General features: G+C 66.0%; 26 protein-coding genes. 10 read left to right on the plus strand and 16 right to left on the minus strand.

What is annotated here, in order from left to right; translation table 11 throughout:
* Nucleotides 1–71 precede the first annotated feature (71 nt).
* Together ACQR1Y_RS23295 and ACQR1Y_RS23300 are read left to right on the plus strand one after the other, a co-directional pair.
* Nucleotides 72–575: a CYTH domain-containing protein gene (locus tag ACQR1Y_RS23295; RefSeq protein ID WP_434878350.1), complete on the plus strand. Its 504-nt coding sequence runs from the start codon at nucleotides 72–74 to the stop codon at nucleotides 573–575.
* A gap of 108 nt (nucleotides 576–683) precedes the next feature.
* Nucleotides 684–2177 carry an acetyl-CoA hydrolase/transferase family protein gene (locus tag ACQR1Y_RS23300; RefSeq protein WP_434878351.1) on the plus strand — a complete coding sequence of 498 codons (1494 nt, stop codon included), beginning with the start codon at nucleotides 684–686 and terminating at the stop codon, nucleotides 2175–2177.
* Nucleotides 2178–2195: 18 nt separating this feature from the next.
* Here the strand turns inward: ACQR1Y_RS23300 and ACQR1Y_RS23305 are convergent, their stop codons facing one another.
* Nucleotides 2196–2945 (minus strand): hypothetical protein, encoded by a 750-nt coding sequence (locus tag ACQR1Y_RS23305; RefSeq protein ID WP_434861071.1) that lies wholly within the window; start codon nucleotides 2943–2945, stop codon nucleotides 2196–2198.
* A gap of 30 nt (nucleotides 2946–2975) precedes the next feature.
* Nucleotides 2976–3164 (minus strand): hypothetical protein, encoded by a 189-nt coding sequence (locus ACQR1Y_RS23310; protein WP_315739858.1) that lies wholly within the window; start codon nucleotides 3162–3164, stop codon nucleotides 2976–2978.
* A gap of 388 nt (nucleotides 3165–3552) precedes the next feature.
* Here ACQR1Y_RS23310 and ACQR1Y_RS23315 point away from each other — a divergent pair, with 388 nt between their 5' ends.
* Entirely contained in the window at nucleotides 3553–4503 is a 951-nt protein-coding gene (locus tag ACQR1Y_RS23315; protein WP_434878393.1) for a DUF2336 domain-containing protein, read from the plus strand.
* 33 nt (nucleotides 4504–4536) lie between these two features.
* Here the strand turns inward: ACQR1Y_RS23315 and ACQR1Y_RS23320 are convergent, their stop codons facing one another.
* The 3 genes from ACQR1Y_RS23320 to ACQR1Y_RS23330 are packed head-to-tail and all read right to left on the minus strand — an operon-like array spanning nucleotide 4537 to nucleotide 7388.
* Nucleotides 4537–4887, minus strand: a complete 351-nt coding sequence (locus ACQR1Y_RS23320) for a DUF1491 family protein (protein WP_434878352.1) — start codon at nucleotides 4885–4887, stop codon at nucleotides 4537–4539.
* 55 nt (nucleotides 4888–4942) lie between these two features.
* Entirely contained in the window at nucleotides 4943–5632 is a 690-nt protein-coding gene (locus tag ACQR1Y_RS23325; protein ID WP_434878353.1) for a peptidoglycan-binding domain-containing protein, read from the minus strand.
* Nucleotides 5625–7388 carry a PAS domain-containing sensor histidine kinase gene (locus ACQR1Y_RS23330; RefSeq protein WP_434878354.1) on the minus strand — a complete coding sequence of 588 codons (1764 nt, stop codon included), beginning with the start codon at nucleotides 7386–7388 and terminating at the stop codon, nucleotides 5625–5627. The genes ACQR1Y_RS23325 and ACQR1Y_RS23330 overlap by 8 nt, the downstream gene beginning before the upstream one ends.
* 191 nt (nucleotides 7389–7579) lie before the next feature.
* On the opposite strand from ACQR1Y_RS23330, the gene ACQR1Y_RS23335 reads away from it, so the two are divergent.
* The 3 genes from ACQR1Y_RS23335 (at nucleotide 7580) to ACQR1Y_RS23345 (ending at nucleotide 8803) form a co-directional block, all read left to right on the plus strand.
* Nucleotides 7580–7849 (plus strand): hypothetical protein, encoded by a 270-nt coding sequence (locus tag ACQR1Y_RS23335; RefSeq protein WP_434878355.1) that lies wholly within the window; start codon nucleotides 7580–7582, stop codon nucleotides 7847–7849.
* Nucleotides 7849–8304 carry a DUF5330 domain-containing protein gene (locus ACQR1Y_RS23340; protein WP_434861035.1) on the plus strand — a complete coding sequence of 152 codons (456 nt, stop codon included), beginning with the start codon at nucleotides 7849–7851 and terminating at the stop codon, nucleotides 8302–8304. The genes ACQR1Y_RS23335 and ACQR1Y_RS23340 overlap by 1 nt, the downstream gene beginning before the upstream one ends.
* A 73-nt stretch (nucleotides 8305–8377) precedes the next feature.
* Nucleotides 8378–8803 (plus strand): SufE family protein, encoded by a 426-nt coding sequence (locus ACQR1Y_RS23345; RefSeq protein WP_434861034.1) that lies wholly within the window; start codon nucleotides 8378–8380, stop codon nucleotides 8801–8803.
* Nucleotides 8804–9123: 320 nt separating this feature from the next.
* Here the strand turns inward: ACQR1Y_RS23345 and ACQR1Y_RS23350 are convergent, their stop codons facing one another.
* Complete coding sequence (locus ACQR1Y_RS23350) at nucleotides 9124–9540, minus strand: MucR family transcriptional regulator (protein WP_434861033.1); 417 nt, start codon at nucleotides 9538–9540, stop codon at nucleotides 9124–9126.
* A 242-nt stretch (nucleotides 9541–9782) separates the two neighbouring features.
* Entirely contained in the window at nucleotides 9783–10745 is a 963-nt protein-coding gene (locus tag ACQR1Y_RS23355) for a hypothetical protein (RefSeq protein ID WP_434878356.1), read from the minus strand.
* A 444-nt stretch (nucleotides 10746–11189) separates the two neighbouring features.
* On the opposite strand from ACQR1Y_RS23355, the gene ACQR1Y_RS23360 reads away from it, so the two are divergent.
* Entirely contained in the window at nucleotides 11190–12842 is a 1653-nt protein-coding gene (locus tag ACQR1Y_RS23360) for a glycosyltransferase family 39 protein (protein ID WP_434861031.1), read from the plus strand.
* 83 nt (nucleotides 12843–12925) lie between these two features.
* Here ACQR1Y_RS23360 and ACQR1Y_RS23365 read toward each other — a convergent pair whose 3' ends face one another.
* Nucleotides 12926–14317 (minus strand): NAD-dependent succinate-semialdehyde dehydrogenase, encoded by a 1392-nt coding sequence (locus tag ACQR1Y_RS23365; RefSeq protein ID WP_434878357.1) that lies wholly within the window; start codon nucleotides 14315–14317, stop codon nucleotides 12926–12928.
* A gap of 317 nt (nucleotides 14318–14634) precedes the next feature.
* On the opposite strand from ACQR1Y_RS23365, the gene ACQR1Y_RS23370 reads away from it, so the two are divergent.
* Entirely contained in the window at nucleotides 14635–15414 is a 780-nt protein-coding gene (locus ACQR1Y_RS23370; protein ID WP_434861029.1) for a class II aldolase/adducin family protein, read from the plus strand.
* 103 nt (nucleotides 15415–15517) lie between these two features.
* Here ACQR1Y_RS23370 and ACQR1Y_RS23375 read toward each other — a convergent pair whose 3' ends face one another.
* The 6 genes from ACQR1Y_RS23375 to groES form a co-directional block, all read right to left on the minus strand.
* Nucleotides 15518–15988 carry a hypothetical protein gene (locus ACQR1Y_RS23375; RefSeq protein WP_434878358.1) on the minus strand — a complete coding sequence of 157 codons (471 nt, stop codon included), beginning with the start codon at nucleotides 15986–15988 and terminating at the stop codon, nucleotides 15518–15520.
* Between the two features lie 150 nt (nucleotides 15989–16138).
* On the minus strand, nucleotides 16139–16681 hold the full coding sequence (locus tag ACQR1Y_RS23380) for a hypothetical protein (RefSeq protein ID WP_434878359.1): 543 nt from the start codon (nucleotides 16679–16681) through the stop codon (nucleotides 16139–16141).
* A 90-nt stretch (nucleotides 16682–16771) separates the two neighbouring features.
* The gene (locus ACQR1Y_RS23385; protein ID WP_434878360.1) at nucleotides 16772–17221 is read right to left on the minus strand and encodes an Hsp20 family protein; all 450 of its coding nucleotides are present in this window, start codon (nucleotides 17219–17221) and stop codon (nucleotides 16772–16774) included.
* A 220-nt stretch (nucleotides 17222–17441) separates the two neighbouring features.
* Nucleotides 17442–17672, minus strand: a complete 231-nt coding sequence (locus ACQR1Y_RS23390; RefSeq protein WP_434861025.1) for a hypothetical protein — start codon at nucleotides 17670–17672, stop codon at nucleotides 17442–17444.
* A 264-nt stretch (nucleotides 17673–17936) separates the two neighbouring features.
* On the minus strand, nucleotides 17937–19556 hold the full coding sequence (groL, locus tag ACQR1Y_RS23395) for a chaperonin GroEL (RefSeq protein ID WP_434878361.1): 1620 nt from the start codon (nucleotides 19554–19556) through the stop codon (nucleotides 17937–17939).
* A 41-nt stretch (nucleotides 19557–19597) separates the two neighbouring features.
* Complete coding sequence (groES, locus tag ACQR1Y_RS23400; protein WP_012043173.1) at nucleotides 19598–19912, minus strand: co-chaperone GroES; 315 nt, start codon at nucleotides 19910–19912, stop codon at nucleotides 19598–19600.
* Between the two features lie 220 nt (nucleotides 19913–20132).
* Between groES and ACQR1Y_RS23405 the strand changes: the two genes are divergently transcribed.
* Together ACQR1Y_RS23405 and ACQR1Y_RS23410 are read left to right on the plus strand one after the other, a co-directional pair.
* Nucleotides 20133–21230, plus strand: coding sequence for a trypsin-like peptidase domain-containing protein (locus ACQR1Y_RS23405; RefSeq protein WP_434878362.1), 1098 nt, complete (start codon nucleotides 20133–20135; stop codon nucleotides 21228–21230).
* Nucleotides 21231–21380: 150 nt separating this feature from the next.
* A complete protein-coding gene (locus ACQR1Y_RS23410) occupies nucleotides 21381–22598 on the plus strand; it encodes a diguanylate cyclase domain-containing protein (protein WP_434878363.1) in 1218 nt (405 codons plus the stop codon).
* A gap of 7 nt (nucleotides 22599–22605) precedes the next feature.
* Here the strand turns inward: ACQR1Y_RS23410 and ACQR1Y_RS23415 are convergent, their stop codons facing one another.
* A complete protein-coding gene (locus ACQR1Y_RS23415; RefSeq protein ID WP_434878364.1) occupies nucleotides 22606–23352 on the minus strand; it encodes an SDR family oxidoreductase in 747 nt (248 codons plus the stop codon).
* A 26-nt stretch (nucleotides 23353–23378) separates the two neighbouring features.
* A complete protein-coding gene (locus ACQR1Y_RS23420) occupies nucleotides 23379–24215 on the minus strand; it encodes an alpha/beta fold hydrolase (protein ID WP_434878365.1) in 837 nt (278 codons plus the stop codon).
* Nucleotides 24216–24275 lie beyond the last annotated feature (60 nt).

Consider the following 24275-nt stretch of genomic DNA (forward strand, 5'->3'; position numbering starts at 1 on the left):
GTGGCATAGTGTTTCTCCCGCTCCGTTGCTATGACGGTTCAGGACGGCGACGTTTCGCTCATCATCAGGTCATGCCCCTCGAAATCGAACGAAAGTTTCTCGTCAGGACCGACTCCTGGCGGGCTCAGGCGACGCACAGTGAACACCTTCGCGACGGGCTCGTCGCACGCCAGGATGGCCTCAAGGTTCGCGTCCGCTGCTATGGCCATCGAACGACGCTGTGCGTGAAGAGCGGCCGCCGCGGTCTGTCACGCGAAGAGTTCGAATACGACATTCCACGTGATCATGCGGAAGCGATCTTCGCGCATTGCGAGGGGCGGATCCTGGAGAAAACGCGGCACTACGTGCCGGGCGAGAGCGGCGTGTGGGAGGTCGACGTCTATCACGGCGAACTCGACGGCATCGTCATCGCCGAGATCGAGCTGCCGAGCGAAACCACTGTTGTGACCCTGCCCGACTGGGTCGGCGACGAGGTCACCGGCGATCCGCGCTACAGCAAGGCCAATCTGCTGAGCGAACGGTCACGCGCGAGCAAGGTGCGGGAGCTGCGTCGCGCGTGCGGTGCAGGTCTGTGATGCGCGCCTGCGCCGCCAGGCCTTGACCCGCATCAACGTGCCGGCGGAGAGCGCAGCTAGAGAGCGCGAGACTTGCGGTCTGAACGATCGCGCTTTGGAGCAGGCACGATGAGTTCATCGCAGGTGATGTCGCAGGCGCTGCGCGCCAAGATCATGTCGGCGGACGATGCCGCCGCGCAGGTCACGCCGGGCAGCCATGTCGGCATGAGCGGCTTCACCGGCTCGGGCTATCCGAAGGCCGTCCCGCTGGCGCTGGCGCGCCGCATCGAGGCTGCGCATGCGCGCGGCGAGCCGTTCCGCATCGGCGTCTGGACCGGTGCGTCCACGGCCCCCGAGCTCGACGGCGCGCTGGCCAAGGCCAACGGCATCGATCTGCGCCTGCCCTATCAGTCCGATCCGACGACGCGGCAGCGGATCAATGCCGGCAGCATGGAGTACATCGATCTCCATCTCAGCCATGTCGCGCAATTCGTATGGTTCGGTTTCCTCGGCCATCTCGACGTCGCGGTGATCGAATGCGCGGGCATCCTGCCCGACGGGCGGCTGATCCCGTCGACCTCGATCGGCAACAACAAGACCTGGCTCGATCGCGCCGACCGCGTGATCATCGAGGTCAATTCGTGGATGAACCCGGCGCTGCTCGGGATGCACGACGTCTATTACGGCACGCGCCTGCCGCCGCATCGCAAGCCGATCCCGATCGTGGCGCCCGGCGATCGTATCGGCGAGACCACCTACCGCTGCGATCCGAGCAAGGTGATCGCCGTCGTTGAGACCCATGCGCCGGATCGCAACACCACCTTCACGCCACCGGACGAAGTCTCCGGCGCGATCGCCGGACATATCCTGGAGTTCTTCGCGCACGAGGTGAAGCAAGGCCGGTTGCCGCACAATTTGCTGCCGCTGCAATCCGGGGTGGGCAACGTCGCCAACGCCGTCATGGCGGGGCTGGACAACGGTCCCTTCCCCAATCTGACCGCCTACACCGAGGTGTTGCAGGACGGCATGCTGAACCTCATCCGCTCAGGGCGCATGGATCTGGCCTCGGCCACGGCGCTGTCGCTGAGCTCGGACGCAGCCGTACAGTTCAACCACGAGATCGAGTTCCTGCGCGATCGCATCGTGCTGCGGCCGCAGGAGATCTCGAACCATCCCGAAGTGATCCGCCGGCTCGGCGTGATCGCGATGAACGGCCTGATCGAGGCGGACATTTACGGCAACGTCAATTCCACGCATGTGCGCGGCAGCAGCATCATGAACGGCATCGGCGGCTCCGGCGACTTCGCCCGCAACGCCTATCTGTCGATCTTCATGACGCCGTCGACCGCGAAGAACGGCACCATCTCCTGCATCGTGCCGATGGTGACCCATGTCGACCACACCGAGCACGACGTGCAGATCCTGGTCACCGAGCATGGGCTCGCCGACCTGCGCGGCCTGTCGCCGAAGCAGCGCGCGCGCACCGTCATCGAAAAGGCGGCGCACCCCAAATTCCGCCCGGCGCTGTCGGACTATTTCGAGCGCGCCTGCCGCGATTCGAGCGGCAAGCACACGCCGCATCTGCTCGAAGAGGCGTTCAGCCTGCTGCGGCCGGAGTCATGATGACAGCCGGCCCGCGCGTCAGCCCCGTGTCGTCAGCGGCCGCTGGATCAAGGGCCGTGCGGCGACCGGCGGATTGGCGGTCTGGGCGGCGAGCTCGTTGATCAGGCGATCGGCGTCCGCGGCCATGCCGTCGGGCGCCTGCAGGACGAGGCGCTCGAGCGCCCAGCGATAGGACGAGACACGCTGCTCGAGGCTGATCTGCACCCATTGCACGATCAGCGAGTTCTCCTGCATGCGCGCGACCGCATCGGCCTTCTCGCGTGGCGACAGCTCGGTCATGTATTTCATGCTGGCATCGCGCTTGCGGTCGAGATCGATGACCCGGATCGCGGAGGAAAAGAACGGCTCGAAGCGCGTGATGTCGTCGCGCACGTCGTCGATCAGCTGCGCATAGCGCGAGGCATGCGACCGGTGCGGCTCGTCAATCAGCGCGCGGCCGTAGGCCGTGCGATCGAACACGACCTTCTGGCGCCAGGGCGATGGCGACGGCTGATAGTCGCCGAACACGGCCTTCCAGGCGGGGCGCGAATGCGGCGGCTCGATCAGCGGATAAGCGAGGTCGCGCAGCTGGCGCTCGCCGTCGGTCAACTGGAACTGCGACGGCTTCACGCCCACGCTGGCGGTGGCCTCGGCCCCGATCCATTTGTGCATGTCGTCGTTGCGCATGTCGGCGCGGGTGCGGCCGAAATCACCACCGCTGCAGGCGCCGAGCAGCCCGCCCGAAAGAAGGAGTGCGACGGCCGGAGCGGCGCGCCGGACCCGAACCATCATGTCCGGCATTCCCATTCCCCTCGGAGATCAGCGGCGACGGCGGCGTCGGCTCGGTGCTGTGCCCTCGCGGGGCCCGCGATCGTCGGTCGTGGTCTCGCGCTCGATGCGAACGACGGGAAGAATCAGGATCGTTCCCATGCCCTCCTGCGGCGCGCCGGTCACGGCAGGCCGCGCGCGACGCGCAACGTCCGCCGGGAATTCAATGATGGTCGCCATGTCTACTCTCTTTCGTGCCCGAAGTTCTTACCCCCTGAAAACTCCCCATCGCCCGAACTTCGCAGGCAAGAGGGCACGCAGAACTGACAATCACGGATGCCGCTGCAAGCGGGCATTCGGCGCGGCGAAGATCAGGCTGATCGCGTGACGCGACCAAGGCGAGATCATCGAACGGATCGATTAAGATCAGGACGTGGTTAAGAGGATATTAATGCGCTGCAACGGAACACGGATTGCGTGCAGCCGCAGGCGATAAGGCAAGCCAGCGTTGCGCCTTTGTCTCACCGGGTAATTTCGGCCCATCTTCACCGGCTGTTTTCCTTAACGGGGCATTAAATCAACTCCGCTCTAATCGGCATAACGATTGCCGAAGTTGCGTACCCCCGACATGACACCATCATCGCTGTTCCCCGGCTTCGACGGGTTGCTCACGCTCTCGCGCCGCGAGGGCGTCGACATCAGGCCCACTCTGTTGCGCGTGCTGACCGATCTCTACGTCCAGGCGAGCGCGCATTCGGCGGACGAGGAGCGGCAGTTCGTCGAACTGGCCTCGCGCCTCGTCGATGATGTCGACGACGCAACCCGCGCGGCGGTGCGCGCGCGGCTCGCGATCTATCCGGCGACGCCGGTCGAGATCCTGAACAAGCTCGGCTTGCGTCCGCCGCAGAGCGAGCCGGCTCTGCCGCTGGCGAGCCCCATTCCCGCTGGGCTTCGAACACCCGCCGCGCCGCCGCGAGACGATGCGGCGTCGGGATTGTCGATGCAGCCGAAGGATGCCGCCGAACTCAGCGAGATGTTCATGCGCGCGGCCTCGCATGAGCGCATCGCCATCCTGCAGAATCTCGCCACCACGCCGCTGAAACCGGCCGCGCCGACGCCGCTGCACCGCGCGGTGCATGCGATCGAGGCGCTGGAGATGGCGGCGTTCAACGCCGACGTCGAGACGTTCACGACCGAGCTCGGTGAAAGCCTGATCCTGCCGTCGCGCATGACCCACGACGTGGTCAACGATCTCAACGGCGAGCCGCTGGCCTGCGCGCTGAAGGCGCTGGGCATGCCGGCGCCGGTGTTCGAGCGCGTGCTGCTGTTCCTCAAGCCCGAGATGGGCCAGTCCGTCCACACCGTGTTTCGGCTGTCACGCTTCTACGAGCGGCTGAGCGAGCGCGCCGCGCTGATCATGCTGGCGGCGTGGCGCGGCTCAGGCATGGCCGCGATCAGGGCCAAGCATCGCGCGATGCTGTATGACGACGAACGTCAGAGTGCCCGCGCGGGCGCAGCGCGGCCCGGCGTTTCGACGCGGCCGATCGTGCGCACCGGCACCGACGGCTTCAAGCGCTGAGGCGCGTCGCCGCGATCGTTCGTCCGGAGGTCGTCAGGGGCGCTCGCGCACGAGATCGAGGAAGTGCCGGCCCTGCCGGTCCTCGGTCTCGATGATCCAGACGTCGGGATCGAAGCGCAGCTCCTTCACGAGGCGCTCCTCGATCTCGGTCTCGGCAACCGGCTGCGGCGCAATCGGCACGAAGTAGCGGTCGACCGGACGGCTGTCGTCATACACCGTCTGCGGCGCCGGCGCGTAGAGCTGCGCGGTGCCGTCCATCAGCGCGACCTTGACGAACACCGCGCCCGCCTCTTCGGCGCCGCGGTGACGGATCGCGCTGAACGCGCCCGCCGACTGGCAGCGGCGCAGATAGGCGCTCACCCAGATGCTGGTCTTCAATCGCATGAGAATTCAACGCAGGTGCAAGCGCGCTGCACGTCGCAGCCAGCGGACCCCTGCTCTATTCGATCGGATGACCGATGACAATCGCCAGCTCGCGCACCAGGCGATCCGAGAGCTGGCCGGTCACCGGCAGCTTGCGCTCGCGCTCGAACTTCTGGATGGCGGCCTGCGTATCGGAGCCGATCATTCCAGTCGGCTTCAGTTGGCCATAGCCGTATTCGGTCAGCGCACGTTGGACCGCGGCGATACGGCGCGCGTTGCCACCCTGCTGTGTCGGCTGCGGACGCGGGACGTTGCCCTGGCCGCCGCTGACGGATCTCACGAGATCGGCCAGCGGATCGGCATATTTCTGATCCGAACGCGTCTCCGCCGTCCGCTGGTCCACGACCTTCGGCTCCGCCACGCGTGTCTCGGCGGGACGCGTCTCGATCACCTTGGGATCGAGCGGCGATATGTCCATCGGCCGCGGGCGCGGCAGCGGGTTGGACGTCACCAGATTCGGCGGAATCGTGACGATGGAACCGAACATCGGCGCCGGATGCGGCCCCGACTGCAGGAACACGGCATTGACGATGATCGCGCTGGCCGCGGCACAGGCCAGCAGCCCCGCAAACAGGTCCTTCGGGCTGTAGAGCATCGCGCGCATCAGCCAGCCCCGCTCATCGGCGGCTTCGACAACGGCAGCAGCGGCGGCGCGCTTGCGACGGCGCGGCGGCGCCTGATCATCCTCTGCGGCTCGTCTAGGCACTCTTCTTCACCTGCATGACCTGCCCTTGCTGGGCGGAGCGTGAGGGTGACAGCGGCGTGATGGTGGCGCCGGCATTCGCCTCGGCCACACAGTTGATCGGCAGCGCGATCGTGACCGTCGTCCCCTCGTCGATCTCGCTTTCTATCGACATTTCGCCGCCGTGCAAGGTCACGAGGCTCTTGACGATCGACAGGCCGAGTCCGGTTCCTTCGTGACGGCGCTGATAGGTCTTGCCGGCCTGGAAGAAGGGATCGCCGATGCGCTTGAGATCATCGGCGGCGATGCCGACGCCGGTATCGGTGATTCGCAGCCGCAGGCGCGTGGCATCGATGCCGGCAGACACGGAGACGCGCCCGCCGCGCTCGGTGAACTTGATGGCGTTGGAGACCAGGTTGAGCACGATCTGCTTGAAGGCGCGCGGATCGCCGGTGATGACGGGCAGATCCTGCGGCACGTCGGCCGAGAGATCGATGCCGTTCTCGCGCGCCCGCAGCGCCAGCAGATTGCAGCAATTGATCAGCGCGGCGCGCGGCGCGAACGGCTCCGGCGTCAGCTCGAAATTGCCGGACTCCATCTTTGACATGTCGAGGATGCCGTTCACGACCGACAGCAGATGCTGGCCGGAATCATTGATGAGCTGCGCGTATTCGCGGCGGCGCGCGGCGTTGAGCACCAGCACCTGCTCCTGCATCAGCATTTCCGAGAAGCCGATGATGGCGTTGAGCGGCGTGCGCAGCTCGTGACTCATCGTCGCCAGGAAGCGCGTCTTGGCGGCGTCGGCGCGCTCGGCCGCGCTGCGCGCGAGCTCCAGCGCCTGCTCCTGCAGCTTGCGATCCGTGACGTCGCGCATGACGGCGACGACATCCTGCTCCGATCCTTCAGGCGCCGGGCCGGTGCGATCGAGCGGCCGGCAGCGCATCTCGACCCAGATGAAATCGACGGGCTGATGCGCGACCCGTCCCTCGCCGGGCGCATCGCGACGCAGACGAAACTCGACGCTCGAGGCTTCGCTGCCGCCGGCGGCCTGCGACAAGGCCGTGAGATAGGCCGGACGGTCCGCGACGTGAACGCGCTCGAACAGGCCATGCCCCTGCAACTGCCCGACCGGCGCACCGATCAGCGTCTCGGCCGCGGGTGAAATGAACATGACGGCGCCGTTGCGGCGATGACGGGAGATCACGTCGCTCATGTTGCGCGCGAGCAGCCGGTAGCGCTCCTCCTCCATCGACAGCAGCGTCACGCTGGTGCGTGCGAGCGTGTCGGCGGCAAAGGCGAGCACGGCGGCATAGAGCGTCGCGGAGGCAACGCCGAAGGCGAGCAGCGCGCTGCGCAAGGCCGGATTCGTTTCCGGCTTCGGCAGCCAGCCGAAATGACCGATGAGGATCAAAAGCAGCGCGCAGGACAGCGCGAGGGCTGCGGAAAACACCACGACGCGGCGCGACGCGGAGAACGAGGCCTCGAGCGGCACCACGATCAGCCAGACTGCGGCAAACGACTCGATGCCGCCGGTCTCGATCGCCACCGCCATGATCAGTGCGGACAGCGCCAGCGAGGACAGCGCGCACGCGCTCTCATAGCGGCCGGTGCGCGACAGATACCAGGACAGCAGAATGGGCGCGATCAGCCAGGCCAGTGCGCCGACCTCGAGCGCGCTCGGCGCGCCGCGCATCGCGAGATAGGCCGGAAACACGGCGAAGGCCGCGAGGCTGCCGAGCAGGCGCGGCGCGATGAAGGCGCGATGACGCGCGCGCGTCATCGCATCAGTTCGAGCCGATGGATGCAGCAACGCATCGAGACAATCGCGGATGATACTCAACACACTCACGGCTCTCGCGCCTCGGCCTATCGGTCGTTCTCAACATGAGAGAGAACGCGCCGGGACGCCCCCTGTCGTCGGAAGTCACCGTGTCAGACTCGCATTAAGCGAACGCTAAGGGCCAGACTGCGGTGAGCCCGGCATTCGGCCGGGATGGTGAATGCATCGTTTCCGGCCGCGTCCACGGTTGCGAAAGCGTCGCGATCTACAGCCAGTTGCATTTGGCAATCAACGCGCGCCAACCCAAAATTTACGCCGAAAAAAGTTCGAGCTGCGCCTTCGCGAATTTTCAACCAATTAAGCCCAATGCAAGCAGTGGCGACATAGAACACGTCTGCGGCGATCTCGGTTGCGCGGTTGAGGACCGCTACGGGATCGACAGCACTGTCGGGGTTGCGTGATGTTCTTTCTGCTTCGCATGGCATTCTGGCTCGGGCTCGTGCTGGTGCTGCTGCCGCGCGAGAAGAGCCCTGACACCGACAAGCTGCCGCAGATCAATGCGCACGAAGCCGTGCAGGCCGCGACGGCTGCGGTCTCCGACATGAGTCAGTTCTGCAAGCGGCAGCCGCAGGCCTGCGAGGTCGGCGGCCAGGCCGCGACCGTGATCGGTCACCGCGCCCAGGAAGGCGCGCGCAAGATCTATCAGATCATCACCGACAAGCCCGAGACCACGGAGAAGCCGGGCGACAAGTTCATCGGTCCGGTGAAGCCCGCAAGCCTCGACAAGCGCGGCAACGATCATACCGGGTCCATCGATGCGCCCGTGGCCGAGGAGGTTCCGAGCAACGAGGCCCCGGCGGACACGCTGTCGTCGGACGATCTCACGGCCGAATGGCAGCTGCCGCCTGCGCCCTGATCGGCGGAACCAGCTGTCGCTTTCGTCGTCCCGAGCGCCTATATGAGGGCTGTTTCCGGGACCGAAGAGCACCATGACCATCGACGAGATCCGCGACAATTTCGCCCTGCTGGACGATTGGGACGACCGCTACCGCTACGTGATCGAGCTCGGCCGCACGCTCGCGCCGATGCCGGAGGACGAGCACTCCGCCGCCAACAAGGTTCAGGGCTGCGCGAGCCAGGTCTGGCTCTCAAAGCACGTCGACGACAAGAGCGCCGTGCCGGTGCTGAACTATCTCGGCGACAGCGACGCGCACATTGTCCGCGGCCTGATCGCCATCCTGCTCACACTGTATTCGGGGCGGACGCCGCAGGAGATCCTGACCATCGATGCGCCGGCCGTGTTCGATGAACTCGGGTTCCGCGAGCACCTCACGCCGCAGCGCTCGAACGGCCTGCGCTCGATGGTGGAGCGAATCCGGTCAGACGCGCGCGAGGCACTCGCCGCCGCGTCCTGAAAGGTCAGGTCGTTCGAGCATCGTGCGCATCTTGGGACGCATGATGCTTTGACTGACGATTGGGACAAGGCTCGGTGGATGTTTTGCCCGAAGATCGCCAGCGGCCGATCGCGACGGAGCAAGGCACCGCACTCCCGGCCACCCTCCCCTGGAGGGGGAGGGTCGATCGCACGCGAAGCGGGCGAGCGGGGTGGGGTGAAACCGCGGAAACCGGTGCGAGTGGAGAGATCACCCCACCCCGGCTCACACGCGCTTCGCGCCTATGAGCCGACCCTCCCCCTCCAGGGGAGGAGGGTGGGCAGCGAGGAATATCTCCCAATCTACTTTTCGCGTTCGGGACGCTGCTGGCCGAGGCCCATCTTCTTGGCGAGCTGCGAACGTGTCACCGCGTAGTTCGGCGCCACCATCGGATAGTCCGCCGGCAGGTTCCATTTGTCGCGGTACTGCTCGGGGGTCATGTTGTACTGCGTGCGCAGATGCCGCCGCAGCGACTTGAAGCGCTTGCCGTCCTCGAGACACACCAGATAGTCCGGGTGGATCGACTTCTTCACCGGTACCGCAGGCCTTGCCGGTTCTGGCGCCGGCTCGCTGCGCCCGGCCGCCACGCGGGTCAGCGCCGCGTGCACCTGGCTGATCAGCGACGGAATTTCCGCTGCCGGCGTCGGATTGTTGCTGAGATAGGCCGAGACGATGTCGGCCGTCAGATCGATAAAGCTTTTGCCGGCGCCGTCTGTCATCGCAATCTCACCCCCGCTCCCACCCGTTGCCGCTGATGGCAATTGCCACCCCGCCCAGGGTCACCCCCAATGATGACCCGCCAAGTATCACTTGCGCGGAGTGACGGCGTTGTTCAGCGATTCTGCAACCAATATGGGCGAATGACTGGCAAAATGACAAGATAGTGAGGACTTCTTCTTGGGAAGTCTGTCACCATCCAAGTAATGTGTCCTGTATGCCAGAGGGGATCAACCCGGGCGTGTCAGGAGCGGCCTTCGAGGTGAGTGCGCAGCTCGTCGATCGAAGCGAAGCGCATCATGCCCTCGGGCATCTGCGCCTCGATCGAGCCGTCCGAATAGAGTGAGTAGGCCATCCCGTCCACGACGCCCGACTTGATGATGCTGACGGCCGGCGCGTCCAGATCCTGCGGCTCGGGTGGCGGAGGTGGCGCCGGCTCTGGCTCGACGAAGGCCGGCGCGGCGCGGGCCAGCCGCCGCGGGAAAGGCGGACGCGACGGCTCCGCGCTGCGCGTTCGCTCCGGTCGCGACCAGCTGTCCTGGAAAGGCGGGCTTGGTTCAGCAGCAGCCGGCTCCTCCGGCGGAAGCGACGGCGGTTCATTCAGCGGCGGCGATCGGAAATCCGTCGGCATCGGCTCGGCACCGCGCCGTTCCGCCCGTTCGCGCTCTCGCTCGCGGCGAGACGACGAGGCGAACAGCAGGTTGCGCCTCGGCCGCTCGGCAGGCTCCGCGGCCGCCTCGCCCGCCGGTTCGGTTTCGGCGGCACGCAGGGTGGCGGACAGCGGCGGCGGCGGAGACGCAGGCGGTGACGACAGCGGCGACGACGCCAGTCCCGAGGACAAGGGTGACGACAGGTCGGGCATGCGGGGACGAGGCCGGGGCGAGCCCCCTTCCCGCCAGACGTCCTCGCTCGGAAGCACCGGGGGCGGGTCGAGGTCGTCGGCCTTGGTGCCGGCGCCGGGAAGCTGCAGAGGCCGCGAGTCGGCATCCGATGCAAGGCGCTGCTGCCGCAGGCGGGCAGAGATGATCTTCAGTTCGCCGAGGACAGCCGCCATCGCAAACAGGATCAGTCCGCTGCACACGCCAAGAGTCCCGGACAGGATCAGCGTGCTGCCGACGCTGAACTCCTTGAACGGGATTCCATAGGCGATCGCCCCGAGCCCGGCCAACACGGCGAGCGCACCAGCGACCAACATAGCACTCATCATTCGAACCTATCCCCTAATGCGCCGGTTCCGGACCGGGTCCCGACCGAAATCACATTAGATAGCCTGCGGTTGCACGCGCCCCTGAATCCGGTTTCTAGTCCAAATCCGCGACAATTTGCAGCAGAAGTTCGACCAAGAGCCGCGGGCCCTGTTCGGCACCCAACTGCGCCCGCCACGGTTTCGCCATATTACACCCTTGCCAACCATCGGCATTCATTGAAGTTCCCCCGGGTTTTCCCTGTCTCCGTGGTTCAGCGGGCGTTCATTTGGCTGTGCCAGTATGGCGCGAAGCAGCCGGAATTCGGGTCTTCGCTGCACTGCGATGGAAGCGTGAAGCTCAACTTTCCAACACCTCGGGAACCGGGACGCGCTATACGCAGGCGGGGAACACAGGCCTGAAGCGCGGAAGCGGGGTCGTTAGGGGACGCCGGGTCACTATCAGCCATGACAACGATAACCACTTCGGTCCTCGAGACGCCCACGCGGCGGTCGCTCGAGCGGACCTATGACGATCTCGCGATGCTCGTGCTCGCCGCAGTCGCGGTGGTGGCCGGGCTGACCTTCCGCGATTATGGCCTCGGCTGGGACGACTACACCCATGCCGAATATGCCGATCTGTTGCTGCGCATGTATGGTTCCGGGTTCAGGGACCAGGCGGCGCTGTCGTTCGCCAATCTCTATATGTACGGCGGCGGCTTCGACATGGTTGCAGCGCTGCTGCACAAGATCCTGCCGCTGGAATTGTTCGAGACCCGCCGGCTGGTCGGCGCCATCGTCGGCCTGATCGGCCTTGGCGTGACCTGGCGGCTGGCGCGCCGCATCGGTGGCCCGGTCGCCGGCCTTGCCGCCCTGCTGCTGCTGGCGCTCTGCCCGATCTTCTACGGCCACATGTTCATGAACCCGAAGGACGCCCCCTTCGCGGTCGCCATGGTCGTGCTGCTGATGGGCCTCGTGCGTCTCGCCGAGGAGTATCCCTACCCCTCGCCGCGCACCATCCTGATCCTCGGCCTGGGCGCTGGCTTCGCGATCGGCTCGCGCATCCTGGGCGGCATGGCCGTGGTCTACGCCATGGTCGGCTTCATGCCGCTGTTCCTGGAGGAATACCGTACCCAGGGGCCGCGTGAGGCGGTCCGCCGCTTCGCCCATTTGCTCTATGTGCTGATCCCGGGCCTGATCCTGGGCTACCTGATCATGGGGCTGATCTGGCCGTGGTCGATCCTCGAACCGGCCAATCCGTTCCGCGCTCTGACCTACTTCTCGCACTTCTTCGAGAAGCCGTGGAAGGAGATGTTCGACGGCGCGCTGGTGTCGGTGCCGGACATGCCCTGGTCGTATCTGCCGACCCTGTTCGCGCTGCAGCTGCCCGAGCTGATGATCGCGCTGTTCGTCGCCGGTGCCGTCGCCTCGATCATGTCGCTGTCGCGGCCGGACATGCCGGCCCGCCAGAAGAGCATCCTGCTGATGCTCACGCTCGCGGCGACGCTGCCGATCCTGATCGCGATCGTCAAACGCCCGGCGCTGTACAACGGCATTCGCCACTTCGTGTTCGTGATCCCGCCGATGGCGCTGCTCGGCGGCGTCGCGTTCTCCTGGCTGCTGTCCTGGCTCAACAATGACGAGCGCCGCAGCTGGCAGCCGGTGGCGATCGCCGCCTTCTGCTTCGGATTGCTGCTGCCGCTGGCGGAGATGATCCGGCTGCATCCCTACCAGTACACGCATTTCAACTTCATCGCCGGCACCGTGCGCGAGGCCGACACGCGTTTCATGCTCGACTATTGGGGCCTGGCGCTGAAGCAGGCCTCGGACGGGCTCAAGGAGCAGCTCGACGAGCGCCAGGAGGTGCCGCCGATCGGGCACAAATGGAAGGTCGCGGTGTGCGGCCCGCAGCGCCCCGCCCAGGTCGCGCTCGGCCCCGATTTCACCATCGGCTGGGACAGCCACGCGGCCGACTTCGCCATGACGCTCGGCGAGTTCTACTGCAAGGGACTGACCGCCCCGGTGATGGTCGAGATCAAGCGCGACGACGTCGTGTTCGCCCGGGTCTACGACATCCGCGGCCGCAGCATCTCCAGCCTGCTGTCGATCCCGGCGCCCTAGCCCACAGACGAGATTGACCAGGCGACCGCCCCGATGACGGACGATCGCCTTGGTTGGCCGTCTTGCTTCAGACCACGCACCGCTCAGAAGTGCGCATCGATGTCGACGACGCCGATCAGCTTCTGGTTGACGAACTCCTTGAGACCCAGCCCGATCAACTCGCGGCCATAACCCGATCGCCGGATGCCACCAAACGGCAGATCGGCCTCGACCTTGGTCGGATGGTTCACGAACACCATGCCTGTCGAGATCCGCTTGGCGAGCTCGGCGCCATGGGCCGGATTGCCGGTGAACACGGACCCGCCGAGCCCGAACGGCGAATCATTGGCGATGCGGACCGCATCATCCTCGTCCTTCGCCCGGAACAGCATCGACACCGGGCCGAAGAACTCCCAATGACGCGCCGGATTGTCCGCAGCGACGTCCGTGAGGATCGTCGGCTGCACGAACGCACCGCGATTTGGCACGGGCGGACCGACCTCCTCGGCCGTGGCGCCGAACGCAACGGCGGCCCTGATCTTTTCCTTCACCTCCTCGGCAGCGCCCTGCGAGGACAGCGGCGCCAGCGTCGTCCTCGGATCGAACGGATCGCCCGCCACCAGGCCAGCGACACCCTGGCGATACCTGCCGAGAAAATCGTCGTAGATCGGATCGACCAGGATCATGCGCTTGGACGAGACGCAGACCTGGCCGCCATTCCAGTGGCGTCCGAACACGGCCCATCGCGTGGTCTTCTCGAGGTCGGCATCCGCGAGCACGATGAAGGCGTCGGCGCCGCCGAGCTCCATGGTCGATTTCTTCAGGGCCTTGCCGGCCTGCGCGGCAACCACCGCGCCCGCACCCTCCGAGCCCGTCAGCGCCACGCCGTGAACCCTGTCGTCATTGAGAATGAGCTCGACCTGCGATCGGCTGGCATAGAGGTTCTGGAACGCGCCGCGCGGCAACCCGGCCTCAGCCATCAGCTTCTCGAACGCAGCCGCCGATTGCGGGACGTTCGAGGCATGCTTCAGAAGCAGCGTGTTGCCGGCCGACAGCTGCGGCGCCAGGATGCGCGCGATCTGATAATAGGGAAAGTTCCACGGCTCGATCGCCAGGAGAACCCCGAGGGGCTCACAGACCAGGACGGCCTCGCCTTCGGCCGGGTCGAGCACCGGGAGCTTCTCCGGGGCCAGCAGCGCCTCGGCATGGCGCGTGTAGTATTCGAGGATCTTCGCCGACAGCTCGACCTCTGCCTTGGCTTCGCCGAACAGCTTGCCCATTTCCAGCGTCAGCAGCCGCGCATAGGCCTCGCTGTCGCGGCGCAGGATGTCTGCCGCGGCCTGCAATATCCGGCCGCGCTCGGCGAACGACGTCTGCCGCCAGGCGAGAAACGCCTCGTGCGCGGCGCTGATCGCCGCGCGCACCTCATCATCGGTCGCATCCGGAAATGAGGCGAGTGTTTCCCCCGTATAGGGATTGATGGTCTGGTAGGTCATGGTCGTTCTCCGTGGCGCCCTCGCCCGCTACACATGCGTGCTGCGGCGGACGCCCGCGGGAGTCCCCGGAAGCCACGGCATGAGCATGTCCGGCCTACCTAGCTGTGCAGAAATTATGCATCTTGATGGGCATCAACAGGAGCGTCCCCCTAACGCGACCGTGATGATGGAGCGCCGGTCCGGGCCGGCGGCAGCATGCCCCGTCATGCAGAGGCAAACGGCCGCGAAGCGCGCATGGCGGCCCTCTGGCTACGCGACTTGCCGGAGTCACTCGGGCCGCCTAGGCTTCGACGATGATTTCGAGAGCGGGAAATGCCATGTCGCCAGCCGAAGCGCGCCTGAAGGAAGTGCCCTCCAACATGACGGAAGCGGAGTGGTCGCAGCGGGTCAACCTCGCCGCCGCCTATCGCCTGGTGGCGATGTTCGGCTGGGATGATCTGGTCGACACCCACATCTCGGCCCGCGTCCCCGGCCCGGAGCATCACTTTCTGATCAACCCCTACGGCCTGCTGTTCGAGGAAATCACGGCGTCCAGCCTGATCAAGGTCGACCTTTACGGCAACCAGCTCTCCGAGAGCGAATACAGCATCAACCCCGCCGGCTTCACCATTCATTCGGCGATCCACGAGGTGCGCGAGGACGCCGGCTGCGTGATCCATCTGCACACGCTCGACGGCGTCGCGGTGTCGAGCTGCGCCGACGGCCTGCTGCCGCTGAACCAGATCGCGCAATACGTCACCCACGACCTCGCCTATCACGACTATGAAGGCGTGGCGCTGGACCATGACGAGCGCCCGCGGCTGCAGCGAGATCTCGGCACCAAGAACCACATGCTGCTGCGCAATCATGGCACGCTGACCGTCGGCCGCTCGGTCGCCTCCGCGTTCGAGCGCATGTACCACCTCGAGCGCGCCTGCTCGATCCAGGTGCGCACCCGCACCCTGGGGCCTGCGGCCTATCCGGTGCGCGAGGAGGTCGTCGACAAGAACGCCAAGCTGTTCGACAACGAGGATCGGATCGAGCTCCGCTCCAACAAGCTGGTCTGGCCGCCGCTGCTGCGCCGGCTCGACCGGGTCAACCCGGGCTACCGGAATTGATTTTGGCGGGGTGATGGGCTATCAACGCGCATCACCCTCTACGCTATCTTGAATGAAACGCCGTCCAATTCCGGGCGGCGTTTTTGCGTCCGGGGTCACGGCATCAGTCGGCGCTGCATTCGATCTTGCCCTGTACCTCGCGCCGGGTGCCTGCCTTGTCGTCCGGCAGAGTGGCGATGAGTTGGTACTGTCCGCGATACGGCGCATCGTCGCCACGGGCACGACGGGTCTTGATGATCAGGACCAGTTCGGGCGAAGGCTCCTTACCCTCCTTCATCCAGCTCACGGCGAGCCTGATCTCCCGATCGTCGGACCAGGACTGGGTCAGATGCCCGGCCTCGAAGCTGACCCGGCGGACCGCCTGCGGCATCCAGGACATCTTGAACTCGGCTTCGCCGCCGAACCCGCTGATCCCGCTGCCGATCGAACGTCCGGCCGAGCCGTGCAATTCGACGTCGATGGCCTTGTCCTTGGCGTAGCAGATCACCGTGCTGCTGGCGCGTGCCGACACGGTCGCACCAAAGACAAGCGTCGCAGCAAGGGCGATGCTCACGCCCCGTCCAGTCACGGCCATTCCAAACATCCTCGAGCCTCGATTGCACACCGTGCATTGGTCGTCGGATGGCGGCGTCCGGTTTGACGGACAATCAAGCAGGCGCCAGACGACAAACGCCGCCCTGACAGGGCGGCGTTCATGTCCTCGTGGACGTCCTGCAGGCTGCGCTCACACCAGGCTCGCGCGCGAGGCCTCCCGCCAATCCCCGGCCGAGCCGGCGCCTTGCAGTTCGGCCGCCAGCCGGCGCTCGACGAACCGGCGCTCATGATCGGCGAGCTTGGTCGCAAGCAACCGGCGATAACGCCGCACATTGGCTTCGCGGGAAAACCGCAGACGGGCGGCCGGCCGCGTCCAGACGGCTGACGCGCCGGGCGCATGCTCACCCGCAGCACCGTCAGCCTCGACATCGACCCGCGGCACGATGCGCATGGCCGCCCCGCCGCGCGGGCGTGGCGGCTGATCCTCGCGGTCCAGCTGACGCAGCGCGCCGAGAATGTCGGACAGGCGGAGCGGATGGACGAGCCCTGGAATCTTGCGCAGGCCGGGCTGCGACTCCACGGCGTACATGTCCGATGCCCAGGACGACAGGATCAGCCGCTTCTCGGCCCGCGACAGCTTGACGTCGTTGATCAGGTCGGCCGGAGATTCGTAATGCGAGGCCGGATGGAAACCGGCTCCGGCTGCGGTAATCGAAACACGATGCTCGCTCATGGCGTCTCTCCTCCTCAACTCCTTTCACAAGAGACTGATGGCATCGCGACGCGGGCGACAAGGCGTCCCCGCGTCGCAGGTCAAAACGCGTCAGGCCGCCTTCTGCTGCGCGATCTGCTCCACCTGTGCGGTGCCGATGGCGATGCGGCGCGGCTTCATGGCCTCGGGGATTTCGCGCACCAGCTCGATCCGCAGCAGGCCGTTGTCGAAGGTCGCTGACGTCACCTGCACATAGTCGGCGAGGTTGAACTGCCGCTTGAACGGGCGCGACGAGATGCCCTGGTAGAGGTACTCGCGGCCCTCTTTGTCCGTCTTGCGGCCTTCCACCGTCAGCACATTGTGCTCGGCGGTAATGGACAGCTCATCGGGGGCGAAGCCGGCCAGCGCCAGCGAGATCTGATAGCGGTCGTCGCCGAGCCGCTCGATGTTGTACGGGGGATAGTTGTCCTCGACGGCGCGCTGCGTCTCGTCGAGCATGTCGAACAGGCGGTCGAAGCCGATCGTCGAACGCCACAGCGGGGTGAAGTCGTAGGTCCTCATAGCCAAGTCCTCCTGGGAGCAAGATGGATACAAGGAGCGCCGAGCGATGCAGGACGAACTCTGCTGTCCAGACACCCGGTCAGCGCCCAGATCGTCAACCGGGCCCGGATGGCACCCGGCGCCGCCGGAGCGGCGACAAACGAATTAGAAAATTCAGTGCGGGATTCAAGAGGGCTCGTGCGGATTTTTTTGCCGCGATTTCTCGCCGCGCAAACGCGTGTCAGGCGGCGACGGCGGACAACCGCTGCAACCGCATCGTCGCCTCGCGGAGCACGCTGACGAGGCGGTCGCGCTCGCGCTGATCGATGTCGCCGCGCGACAGCACCGCCTGGCAATGCGCCACCACGCGCTGTTCGCTCTCGATCAGGAAGCGGGTCAGACGCCGGGGATCCCCCATGCTCATGACCGCGGTGGGGTTGGGCGGCGGATGATCGTACTGCCACGCTGGCATGATCGGCCCTGCGAGCTCTTGCTGCCTGCGCTGCTGATGAGACCGGGGCGGCGCGACAGCGCGCAATCACACCTCCCGTCGACCGTCGGTCCGCCCGGCCACGGCAGCGATTGTGGCCGGTTCTGGACCGATTGCGGTCGTGACAGGGATTGATAGCTGCGCGTTGTGGCCGATCCACGACCAGCGCTGCGGCAATGAGTTGTTTGTCCGGATTATTTGTTGCCGGGGCGGGCCGGCGGCCTGCCGTCCGCCCCGGCGTCACGATCAGTAGTCCATCGCCGGGGCAGCGGCGGCTTCGGCCTTCTTCGGCTTGTCGGCCACCAGCGCCTCCGTGGTGATCAGGAGCGAGGCGACCGAGGCCGCATCCTGCAGCGCGGTGCGAACCACCTTGGCCGGGTCGATCACGCCGGCCTGCACCAGATCCTGGTACTCGCCGGTCGCGGCGTTGAAGCCCCAGCTATAGGTATCCTTCTCCAGCAGCTTGCCGACCACCAGCGAGCCGTCGTCGCCGGCATTCTGCACGATCTGCCGCACCGGCACCTGGATCGCGCGCCGGATGATGTCGACGCCGGCCTTCTGGTCGGAGTTCGCGGTCTTGACGCCGTCGAGCACCTTGGTCGCTCGCAGGAGCGCTACGCCGCCGCCGGGCAGGATGCCCTCCTCCACCGCGGCGCGGGTGGCGTGCAGCGCGTCGTCGACGCGGTCCTTGCGCTCCTTGACCTCGACCTCGGTGGCACCGCCGACCCGGATCACCGCGACGCCGCCGGCGAGCTTGGCCAGCCGCTCCTGCAGCTTCTCGCGGTCGTAGTCGGAGGTGGTCTCCTCGATCTGCAGCCTGATCTGCTGCGTGCGGGCCTCGATGTCCTTCTTCGCGCCGGCGCCGTCGACGATCGTGGTGTTCTCCTTGTCGATCACCACCTTCTTGGCGCGGCCGAGCATCGACAAGGTCACGTTCTCCAGCTTGATGCCGAGATCCTCGGAGATCGTCGTGCCGCCGGTGAGGATCGCGATGTCCTCCAGCATGGCCTTGCGGCGGTCGCCGAAGCCAGGCGCCTTGACGGCCGCGATCTTCAGGCCGCCACGCAGCTTGTTGACGACGAGCGTGGCCAGCGCCTCGCCCTCGACGTCCTCGGCGACGATCAAGAGCGGCTTGCCGGACTGTACGACGGCTTCGAGCAGCGGCAGCATGGTCTGCAGGCCCGACAGCTTCTTCTCGTGGATCAGGATGTAGGGATCCTCGAGCTCGACCCGCATCTTCTCGGAGTTGGTGACGAAATACGGCGAGACATAGCCGCGGTCGAACTGCATGCCCTCGACCACTTCGAGCTCGGTGTCGAGGCTCTTGGCCTCCTCCACCGTGATCACGCCCTCATTGCCGACCTTCTGCATGGCCTCGGCGAGGAAGCGGCCGATCTCGCTGTCACCATTGGCAGAGATGGTGCCGACCTGCGCGATCTCGTCATTGCTGGTGATCTTCTTGGCGTGCGCCTTGAGATCTTTCACGATCGCGTCGACCGCCAGATCGATGCCGCGCTTGAGGTCCATCGGGTTCATGCCGGCGGCGACCGACTTCGCGCCTTCCTTGACGATGGCCTGGGCGAGCACGGTGGCGGTGGTGGTGCCGTCGCCGGCGAGATCAGCGGTCTTCGAGGCCACTTCGCGCACCATCTGCGCGCCCATGTTCTCGAACTTGTCCTCCAGCTCGATCTCCTTGGCGACCGTCACGCCGTCCTTGGTGATGCGCGGCGCGCCGAACGATTTCTCGATCACGACGTTGCGGCCCTTGGGACCGAGCGTGACCTTCACGGCATTGGCGAGGATGTCGACGCCGCGCAGCATGCGGTCGCGCGCGTCGGTGGAAAACTTCACGTCCTTGGCAGCCATGTTCATCGTCTCCTTTCTCTAATGACTGTCAGTTCTGAGGATTAAGCGGCCTTCTTCGCCGCGACGGGGGCGTCGATGATGCCGAGCAGGTCGCTCTCCTTCATGATCAGGAGATCCTTGCCGTCGATCTTCACCTCGGTGCCCGACCATTTGCCGAACAGCACGCGGTCGCCGGGCTTGACGTCGAGCGGCACGAGTTGCCCCTGCTCATTCCGCGCGCCAGGGCCCGCGGCGACGATCTCGCCCTCCTGCGGCTTCTCCTTGGCGGTGTCGGGAATGATGATGCCGCCCTTGGTCTTCTCCTCGGCATCGATACGGCGCACGAGCACGCGGTCGTGCAATGGACGGAAATGCATGCACATCCTCCTTCACAAGATCAGCGATGTCATAAGCCTCGGGTCCCATGAGGCCCCCGGGCGAGCAACGACCTAGGAAAGCCGAGATTTTCGTTCAAGAGGGTCACGAAAAATTTTTGGCACTCGGCGGGAACGATTGCCAGGACGGCTTGACCGCGGCTGCCGTCCTGACCAGTTCTACGGGCGCCAAAAACCGTCCCCTTCCGTCGAGGAAAAAACGATGCAGCTTCTGCGTTGTGTCCGGCCTTTGGTCCTACTGCCGGCGATCGTGCTCTCCCTCCTGACAGCCCCTGCCCTCGCCCAGATCCCCGACCTTAAGCTCGGCCGAGTGCCGACGCTCGCGCCGCTGGTCAAGGAGGTGACGCCCGCCGTCGTCAACATCTCGGTCGAAGGCAAGGTCCGGCAGGACAATCCGCTGTACCAGGACCCGCTGTTCCGCGATTTCTTCGACGTGCCCAAGCAGGTCGAGAAGCAGATCAGCGCCACCGGCTCGGGCGTCATCGTCGATGCGGCAAGGGGCTATGTGATGACGGCCAATCATGTCGTCGAGCACGTCACGACCGCGCAGATCCGCACCAAGGACGGCCGCAAATTCTCGGCACGCCTGGTCGGCCGCGACCCCGCCACCGACATCGCGCTGCTGCAGATCAAGGACCCGACCGAGTTGAAGGCCATCGCGCTCGGCGACAGCGACGCGCTCGAGGTCGGCGACTTCGTGATCGCGGTCGGCAATCCCTTCGGCCTCGGACAGACCGTCACCTCCGGCCTCGTCAGCGCGCTCGGCCGCACCGGCCTCGGCAAGCAGGGCTATGAGGATTTCATCCAGACCGATGCCGCGATCAATCCCGGCAATTCCGGCGGCGCGCTGATCAATCTGCGCGGCGAGCTGGTCGGCATCAACACCGCGATCATCTCGCCGGGCGGCGGCAATGTCGGCATCGGCTTCGCCGTGCCGATCAACATGGCGCGGCGGGTGATGGAGCAGCTGGTCGCCAATGGCCGGGTCGATCGCGGCCGCATCGGCGTCACCCTGCTCGACCTGGACTCGCCCGCCGACGGCCGGGTGATCGGCGCGCGCGTCGCCGACGTGGCGGCAGGCTCCCCGGCCGAGCGCGCCGGCCTGCGCAAGGGCGACGTCATCGTGAAGGCCAACGACATGCCGGTGCGCAGCGCCACGCAGGTTCGCAATCTCATCGGGCTCACGCCGGTCGGCCAGCGCGTCCGTCTCGTGTTCGAGCGCGACCGCGCACTCGGCAATGCGACGGTCGAAGTTGCTCCCGTCGCAGAGGAGCGCGCGCGGGTGCGGACGTCGGGCTGAGGGGCCATTTCAACCTTCAGTCCCCGGCGGAGACGAACACGACGTGTAGTAAATTTTTACCGCACATCAAGCATGGAACGAGACGCGGATACCTCCCTAAACGGCTGTTAAGTGCTGCCGCGCTTAGTGCGCCCGGGTGGAGGGTGTGCAATGCGGACTGATGGGCTGGCGTTCAGTTTGCCACGCTGGCGCGTGACGCGGTGGCTGGCGGATCCGGGACATGAGGTGTCCGCGGACATCCGCCTCGCCTTGACCGGCGAGCTCTACGGCTGCTGGTCGGTGTTCGCCGGCGGCGCCATCAACACGGTGGCCGTCGCCGCCGCGCTCGCACTGCGCACGCCGACCTCCCTTTTCATCACCTGGTTCTTGCTCGAAGTCGCGATCTGCCTGTCACGCCTGATCGTGATGATCATAGCCTATCGCCGCGCGCGCCGGCAGCTCTCGACCCCGACCGACATCCACATCCTGCTCGCGGTCGCCTGGAGCGCCAGCGTCGGCTTCGGTGTCGGCATCAGCCTCGCGTCCGGCGACTGGATCGCCGCGTCGCTCACCTGCATCTCCTCGGCGGCCATGGTCGGCGGCATCTGCTTCCGCAATTTCAGCGCGCCGCGCCTGGTCGGCACGATGATCCTGTGCAGCATCGGCCCGGTCATCCCCGGCGTCGCCACCTCGCACGAGCCGCTGCTGTTCGCGATGTATCTGCAGATGCCGGTCTATTTCCTCGCCATGACCGGCGCGGCGTTTCGCCTGAACAAGATGCTGGTCGCGGTCATGCATGCCAAGAGCGAGAGCGACGAGCGCGCCCGGCTCGATCCGCTGACCGGACTCAACAATCGCGCCGGCCTGATCGACGCGCTGCAGCGCCGGCTCGCCAGCAAGCACCATGACGGCCCGGGATTCGCCGTCCTCTATCTCGATCTCGACGGATTCAAGCCCGTCAACGATACATTCGGCCACGCCGCCGGCGACGAGCTCCTGATGATCGTCGGCCGGACGCTCAGGGAGATCGTCGCGCCGTCCGACGTCATCGCCCGGATCGGCGGCGATGAGTTCGTCGTGCTCTCCACCGATCCCGCGCTCGATCACGCGCTGGCGCTCGGCGATCGCATCATCGAGGTGATGACCACGCCCTTCGTCCTTCCGAACGGCGCCCAGGTTCATGTCGGCATGAGCATCGGCATCGCCGCGGCGCCAGACCACGGCACAGATCCGGAGTCGCTGCTGTTTGCGGCGGACGCCGCGCTGTATGAGGCCAAGGCGAGCGGCAAGTCGTGCTGGAGATTGGCCTCGGCGGAGGCCAATCTCGCAGCGCTGCGCAAGGTCACGGGCGACCAGATCACGACGAGGCCGGTCGTGACGGCGGCCTGATTTCGGCCTAGGCGGCCGAGGCGAGCCAGCTGTCGAAATCGATCGCGCCCAGCCGGGCCTGCCCGAGCGGTGTCAGCGACTGGTCATCGATGAGAGCGCCGAAATAGCCGGCCTTGGGATCGGCCACCACCTCCCTTCCATCGCCTGCAGCCCGCAGGCGTCGCGAGACGAAGCTGGCAAAGGGCTGCTTGTCGGGACCGGCAATGTCGATCGTGGCATTCAGCGGCGCCCGCAACACCACGTCGGCAAGCGCGGCCGCGACATCATCGGCCGCGATCGGCTGGAACATTGCCGCGGGCACGACGACCTTCCCGTCGACCGCGCCCGCATCGGCGATGCCGCGGACGAACTCGAAGAATTGCGTCGCCCGCACGATCGTGTACGGCAGGCCCGAGGTCTTGATCACCTGCTCCTGCGCGACCTTGGCGCGGAAATAAGCGAGGTCGGTCATTCTGTCGGTGCCGACGATCGACAGCGCGACATGGTGCTTGATGCCGGCGGCCTTGCCCGCGGTGACCAGGTTGCGGCTCGAACGCTCGAAGAAGTCGAGCACCGCCGCCGGGCTGAAATCGGGCGCATTCGAGACGTCGACGACCACGTCCGCGCCTTCCAGCGCGCGGCCGAGACCCTCGCCCGTGACGCTGTTCACGCCGGACTTCGGTGACGCCGGCACCGCGTCATGACCTTGCGCGGCCAGCCGCGCCACCAGCTTCGATCCGATCAGCCCCGTGCCACCGATAACGACGATCTTCATGGCTTCGCCTCCTATGAATTCGAGTGTCATGCCCGCACGAAGGCAAGCAGGTCCGGATTGATCACCTCGTGATGGGTGGTGCACATGCCGTGGGGAAAGGTCTCGTAGATCTTGAGCCTGCCGCGCTTCAGAAGCTTGACCGACAGCCGCGCGGACGCATCGATCGGCACGATCTGATCGTCGTCGCCGTGCATCACCAAGGTGGGCACGTCGATGGTCGACAGATCGTCGCTGAAGTCGGTTTCGGAGAACGCCTTGATCCCGTCGTGGTGGGCCTTGGCGCCGCCCATCATGCCCTGGCGCCACCAGTTATGGATGACGCTGTCCGACGGCGTCGCGCCCGGCCGGTTGAAGCTGTAGAACGGGCCGGAGGGAAACTCGGTGTAGAACTGCGTCCGGTTGTCGGCGAGCGCCTTGCGCAGTCCGTCGAACACCTCGACCGGCAATCCCCCGGGATTGCCAGGGGTCTTGACCATGATCGGCGGCACCGCCCCGATCAGCACGAGCTTGGATACACGCCCCTGCGGCTGGCCATGACGCGCGACATAGCGCGTCGCCTCGCCGCCGCCGGTCGAATGACCGATATGGACGGCGTCGCGCAAATCCAGGTGCTCGACCACGGCAGCCGCGTCGGCCGCATAATGGTCCATGTCGTGTCCGTCGCTGACCTGCGCCGAGCGCCCGTGACCGCGGCGGTCGATCCCGATCACGCGATAGCCGTTCGCGAGGAAGAACAGCATCTGATTGTCCCAATCGTCGGAGGACAGCGGCCAGCCGTGATGGAACACGATCGGCTGCGCCGTCTTCGGTCCCCAATCCTTGAAAAAAATGTCGACGCCGTCGTTGGTCGTCACATAGGCCATCGTCGCTCTCCTGCACTGATCAGCGGGGCGCCCGACAATGGGCGCGGCGACGGTATTTTT

Origin of the sequence: Bradyrhizobium sp. HKCCYLRH3099, from assembly GCF_051167855.1 — a bacterium.
Taxonomy (GTDB): Bacteria; Pseudomonadota; Alphaproteobacteria; order Rhizobiales; family Xanthobacteraceae; genus Bradyrhizobium.